4 protein-coding genes are annotated in these 3,126 nt (G+C 65.1%); 1 reads left to right on the top strand and 3 read right to left on the bottom strand.

What is annotated here, in order from left to right; translation table 11 throughout:
* The 3 genes from CEY15_RS17570 to CEY15_RS17555 form a co-directional block, all read right to left on the bottom strand.
* Positions 1-679, bottom strand: a 679-nt coding sequence (locus CEY15_RS17570) for a helix-turn-helix domain-containing protein (RefSeq protein ID WP_176475188.1), incomplete at its 3' end; no start/stop codon positions are given.
* Between the two features lie 92 nt (positions 680-771).
* Complete coding sequence (locus CEY15_RS17560) at positions 772-1,374, bottom strand: recombinase family protein (protein ID WP_063972675.1); 603 nt, start codon at positions 1,372-1,374, stop codon at positions 772-774.
* Positions 1,375-1,536: 162 nt separating this feature from the next.
* A complete protein-coding gene (locus CEY15_RS17555; protein WP_006898346.1) occupies positions 1,537-1,938 on the bottom strand; it encodes a MerR family transcriptional regulator in 402 nt (133 codons plus the stop codon).
* A 132-nt stretch (positions 1,939-2,070) separates the two neighbouring features.
* Between CEY15_RS17555 and CEY15_RS17550 the strand changes: the two genes are divergently transcribed.
* Positions 2,071-3,126, top strand: a 1,056-nt coding sequence (locus CEY15_RS17550) for a SulP family inorganic anion transporter (RefSeq protein ID WP_095719483.1), incomplete at its 3' end; no start/stop codon positions are given.

Below are 3,126 nucleotides of genomic sequence, written 5' to 3'. Positions count from 1 at the left end.
GGTCATTGGCGGTCTGGGCGAGATGGTGACTGGTGAAGTCGGTCCCGTGATCGACGTAGAGCACATCGGGCAGGCCGCACATCGGCCAGTTCGGATCGTTCTTCGGCCAGATCGCGTGCCGCAACGCCAGCGCGGTGTTCATCGCCGAGGGTGCACCGAGGAAGACCATGTAGCCGCACACCGCCCGGGAGTAGTCGTCGAGGATGACGGTCAACCACGGCCGGGCGGGCCGCCCGTTGGCGTCGAGGATGAGGATGTCGAGTTCGGTGTGGTCGGCCTGCCAGGTGGCATTGGCCCGCTCGGCTCGATGGCGCCACACCAACTCGTAGGTGTCCCGGTAGGCCGCTGCGCCCTGGTGAGCCAAGGTCACCATGCCGGGATCCAGACCGGTCACGATGGACCGCACGGTGCTCGCGGAGACCATCGGCCATCCGCGGCGGGTGGCGGTCGTGGCGGCCTTGCGGAAGATCGCCGCGGTGGACGGCCGAGGCGTACTCAGCGCCAGGCCTTCGATGTAGGCCACAAGGTCTGGGTGGGTGCGCCGCCCACGCTTGGGTGGCGTTGCCGGAGCCAGCGCGGCGATCCCGCCCTTTCTATACGCGGCGAGCCAGCGTTGCAAAGTGCGTTCCCCGACCTTTTCGGCTGCGGCCAACTGGGTCAGCGGGACCCCGCTCTCCACGTGTTGGCGTAGGACCTGCCATCGGGCCGCGGCAGTCTTCGCACCAGTGGGGGCGCCGATCGAACCTTGAGGTTCACTGCCCCCGCTCATTGCTACGCCGTCGTCGACTTCTGTCGGCGCGGAGCCGGGGGCTTATCGGCCCCGCGTTGCAGCGCTCGGTAGACGGTGGTGCGGCTGACCCCCAGGACCTCGCCGATTTGGGCGACGGTCATGTCTTGTTGCTCGTAGAGCTTGCGGGCGGTGCGCAGTTTGTCCCCGGACAACAACGGCGGACGCCCACCTCTACGGCCACGGGCTCGGGCGGCTTCAAGGCCGGCGTGGGTGCGTTCGGAGATGAGGTCTCGTTCGAACTCCGCCAGCGAGGCGAAGATGTGAAACACCAGCCGCCCGCCCGAGGACCCGGTGTCGATGTTTTCCTGCAGGGAGCGAAACTCGATGCCGCGTTCCTGCAACTCGGTCAGCTGATCGATCAGATGCCGAATCGATCGGCCCAGCCGGTCCAGTCGCCAGACCACGAGGGTGTCGCCCGGGCGCAGTTGATCGAGGAGCTTTCCCAACTCTGGGCGGGAGGCCAATGTCCCGGAGGCGGTGTCGGTGAAGACCTTGTAGCAGCCGGCAGCGGCGAGGGCATCGTGCTGCAGTCGGGCGTCTTGATCGCCAGTCGACACCCGTGCGTACCCGAAAGCGTGGCCCATACCGACAAATGTAGCAATACTCGTCGCTGCTGGGCAGATCAGAAACATAGATTTTGAGACTGGGTTCCGCTACAAAATTGGCTTCCGCCCACCTCGGCGTATCCAAATCCGGCGAGCTCGAGTTCACTTGTAGCAAAAACGGTCGTTTATGGATCAGCCTGCTTAGTCAAACCTCTGGCGGAATAGTTGCAAGAACTCGGCGCTGTACTCGAGTTGGGTCTGCAGTTCGAGGTAGCGCGCTTCAGCTTCGGCGCGGATCTCTTCGACGGTCATTCTGGCGGCGTGCCAGTCATCGAGCCCCGGCGATTCTGAGCGTTGGGCCGCCGTAAGGATGTCGGTGGCTTCGAGGAACTGCTTCATGCGTTCCAGCGAGAAGCCCAAAGGTTTCATTCGCCGGACGAGGAGCAGTCGGTCGATGTCGGCGTCGGTGTAGAGCCGGAATCCGCCGGCGGTGTGGCCGGAGGGCACCACTAGGCCGATGTCGTCGTAGTGGCGCAGCGTGCGGATCGACAGGCCGGTGAAGTCAGCGACCTCACCGACCATTCGTGCGGACTCTTCCCGCATCACACTCCTCGTGAAATAGGTCACGGTGTCGGTCCCAAATTCAACGCTACCCAAACCTGACGTTACGGTAGGTTTCAAACCTCCCGTTACGGGAGAGTGTGTCATGTTCCCTCCACGGTTAGGAAAACCCCCGTGACAGCTCCCACCCACGCATCCGGGGCCTCGTCCCCGCCCCCGGCCAGCTCGGATGACGATCTCGCACCCGTCGGCGTCCTCGCGTCGTTCAAGTACGCCTTCTCTTCCCCCCGCCGACTGCGCACCGAGGTCTTGGCCGGTCTGGTCGTCGCGCTCGCGCTCATCCCCGAGGCGATCTCGTTCTCGATCCTCGCCGGAGTGGACCCGAGGGTCGGGCTGTTCGCCTCCTTCACCATGGCCGTGACGATCGCCTTCACCGGCGGACGGCCCGCGATGATCTCCGCAGCGACCGGCGCAATCGCCCTGGTCATCGCCCCCGTGGCGCGCGAGTACGGGTTGGACTACTTCATCGCCACCGTGCTGCTGGCCGGCATCTTCCAGGTCGTGTTGAGCGTGATCGGGGTGGGCAAGCTCATGCGCTTCATCCCCCGGTCGGTGATGGTCGGGTTCGTCAACGCCCTGGCCATCCTGATCTTCACCGCGCAGATCCCGCACCTGCTGGGTGTGCCGTGGTTGGTGTACCCGATGGTCGCCGCTGGCGTGCTCATCATGGTGTTCTTCCCCAAACTTTCGGCCGCGGTGCCGGCCCCGCTGGTGGCGATCGTGGCGATCACCGCCGTGGTCGTGCTCTTCGGCTGGACCATGCCCAACGTCAGCGATCAGGGCGAGCTGCCCTCCTCGCTGCCGTCGCTATTCATCCCCGACGTGCCGTGGACGTTGGAGACGCTGCAAATCATCGCCCCCTATGCCCTGGCGATGGCGCTGGTCGGGCTCATGGAGTCGATGATGACCGCCAAACTCGTCGATGACATCACCGAGGTCCGCTCCGACAAGACCCGTGAGGGATGGGGCCAGGGCGTGGCCAACATCGTCACCGCCTTCTTCGGCGGCATGGGCGGCTGCGCGATGATCGGCCAGACCATGATCAACGTCAAGCAGTCCGGCGCCCGCACCCGCCTGTCCACCCTGCTGGCTGGGATCTTCCTACTCATCCTCGTCGTAGCGTTGGGCGACATCGTCGGCCTGATCCCCATGGCTGCCCTGGTCGCGGTG

This window comes from Dietzia natronolimnaea, from assembly GCF_002289575.1.
Classification (GTDB): domain Bacteria; phylum Actinomycetota; class Actinomycetes; order Mycobacteriales; family Mycobacteriaceae; genus Dietzia; species Dietzia natronolimnaea_A.
The sequence above is the reverse complement of the archived record's forward strand: the minus strand, read 5'-3'. Positions and strand labels throughout refer to the sequence as shown.

Bases quoted from the DNA above. Each gene is read 5' to 3' on its own strand.
- CEY15_RS17555 (WP_006898346.1), bottom strand. From the start codon at position 1,938: ATGCGGGAAGAGTCCGCACGAATGGTCGGTGAGGTCGCTGACTTCACC.
- CEY15_RS17560 (WP_063972675.1), bottom strand. From the start codon at position 1,374: ATGGGCCACGCTTTCGGGTACGCACGGGTGTCGACTGGCGATCAAGAC.